This window comes from Aquabacterium sp. UBA2148 (assembly GCF_002328915.1).
In the GTDB taxonomy this organism is placed as follows: Bacteria; Pseudomonadota; Gammaproteobacteria; order Burkholderiales; family Burkholderiaceae_C; genus Aquabacterium; species Aquabacterium parvum.
This window is the reverse complement of record NZ_DCXA01000068.1, coordinates 4,417-6,064: the sequence shown is the minus strand read 5'-3', so window position 1 is coordinate 6,064 and position 1,648 is coordinate 4,417. Positions and strand designations below refer to the sequence as shown.

2 protein-coding genes and 1 pseudogene are annotated in these 1,648 nt (G+C 69.3%); 2 read left to right on the top strand and 1 reads right to left on the bottom strand.

From position 1 onward, the window contains the following. The first annotated feature begins 194 nt into the window (after nucleotides 1–194). Nucleotides 195–974 (top strand): peptidoglycan editing factor PgeF, encoded by a 780-nt coding sequence (gene pgeF / locus B2W70_RS03745; RefSeq protein ID WP_286742997.1) that lies wholly within the window; start codon nucleotides 195–197, stop codon nucleotides 972–974. Here the strand turns inward: pgeF and B2W70_RS03740 are convergent. Further along, nucleotides 891–1,211: a hypothetical protein gene (locus B2W70_RS03740; RefSeq protein WP_286742992.1), complete on the bottom strand. Its 321-nt coding sequence runs from the start codon at nucleotides 1,209–1,211 to the stop codon at nucleotides 891–893. The genes pgeF and B2W70_RS03740 overlap by 84 nt on opposite strands. A 245-nt stretch (nucleotides 1,212–1,456) precedes the next feature. On the opposite strand from B2W70_RS03740, the pseudogene B2W70_RS03735 reads away from it, so the two are divergent. Beyond that, nucleotides 1,457–1,648 (top strand): annotated as a pseudogene (locus tag B2W70_RS03735) (hypothetical protein); the annotation flags it as partial.

The window sequence follows — 1,648 nt, the reverse complement described above, 5'->3', positions numbered from 1 at the left end:
CCGACGTGGCGGGCGTCCTGGCGACTGCGGGAGATGCGGACCCGTGCGGGCGACGGGGCCAGGTGGGCGTGAGGGCGCGTTAGCATGCGGGCGGGATCATAGCCAAGCTGCACGAAGTGACCGAACCAAGCCCCACCCCTGCCAGCTCGAACGCGGCCCGACTCGCCGATCCGTCGGCCTTGCCCGACGGCTGGATGGCGCTGCCCATGGGCCCTGGTGTCTCGGCCTTGATGACGGCACGCGCGGGGGGCGTCAGCCCGGATCCCTGGGCGTCTTGCAACCTGGGGGACCACGTCGGAGACGACCCCGCTCGCGTGCACGCCAACCGCGAGGTGCTGGCGCGTTGCCTGCCGGCCCGACCGGTCTTCATGTCGCAGGTGCATGGTGAAGCGGTGGTGCGCCTGCGCTCCGATCCTGCGTTGGGCGCAGCCAGCCCGATCCAGGCTGACGGCGCCTTGAGCACCGAGCCAGGCGTTGCTTGCGTGGTGATGGTGGCCGATTGCCTGCCCATCCTCCTGGCAGCGCCCGAGGGCCGAGGTGTGGCGGCCCTGCACGCCGGATGGCGGGGCTTGGCTGGCAGCGGTCCGGCCTGCCCAACGGGGCGGGGCATCGCCCACACAGGCGTGCTGGCCCTGTGCGAAGCCACGGGCGCCGACCCGGCTGACCTGCGGGCCTGGCTGGGGCCGTGCATCGGGCTGCGGGCCTTTGAGGTGGGCCCCGATGTGCTCGCTGGCTTCGGCGTGACCCCGGTGGAAGGCATCGCGGCGCCTCGCTTCACGCCTTGCGCCGACAGACCAGGCAAGTGGTGGGCCGACTTGCCGGGCCTGGCCCGCGATCGCTTGCAGGCGCTGGGCCTTCGCCACATCGATGGTGGCGATGCCTGCACGGTCTCAGCGCCCGGGCGGTTCTTCTCGCACCGGCGCGACGGGATCAGTGGTCGGCAGGCTGCCGCCATTTGTCTGCATCCCGTCTGAGCCGGTGGCATCGGCCTGCTGCGACTGGGCCCGGGCTTCGAGCTCGGCGCGTTCTGCCTGGCGGATGGCCTTGCGGCGAGCCGGTGCCCCCATCAGGTACAGCACCAGTGCCAGCGGGCCCACGCCATAAAGCAGGAACGTGAAGATGGCGCCCAGCACCGTGCCCTGAGGGTTGGTCGCCTCGGCCAAGGCCATCATCAAGGTCACGTACATCCAGGCGATCGCAACGATCCACATTGTCAGGTCCCGAGTCAGGGCTTCGTCTGGCGCATGCCAGGGTCTTCGCCCACACCGCGGATGCGCAGGGCATGTTGGAATGATGCCAAAGACGGCCGCAAGCCCCTTCACATTCGTTGCCCAAGGTTCAGAATACGGAAACAAACGCGGTTCATGATTCCGGACGAATCCGGAGAGAGCCCAGAAACAGGAGACATATGGCTGTCGCTCAGAGGTCTCGCGCCAAGCGCGAGTTGCTTGCATCCGTGGCCCCGTCCGACGCTGCGTCGATGGGCTCCGCCAAGGCTCCTGCCAAGGCCAACGTCAAAGCCAAAGCCGCCTCCGCTGCCTCTGCCGAGGACCTGAAGGTCAGCCCATCGTCCGCCAAGCCTGCGCGCAAGGGCGCCACCCAGGGCGCAGCCGCCAAACCCAAGGCTGCCCCCACTGCTGCCCCCACT

Coding starts and splice junctions, on each gene's coding strand:
- pgeF (WP_286742997.1), top strand. CDS start 195: ATGGCGCTGCCCATGGGCCCTGGTGTCTCGGCCTTGATGACGGCACGC.
- B2W70_RS03740 (WP_286742992.1), bottom strand. CDS start 1,211: ATGTGGATCGTTGCGATCGCCTGGATGTACGTGACCTTGATGATGGCC.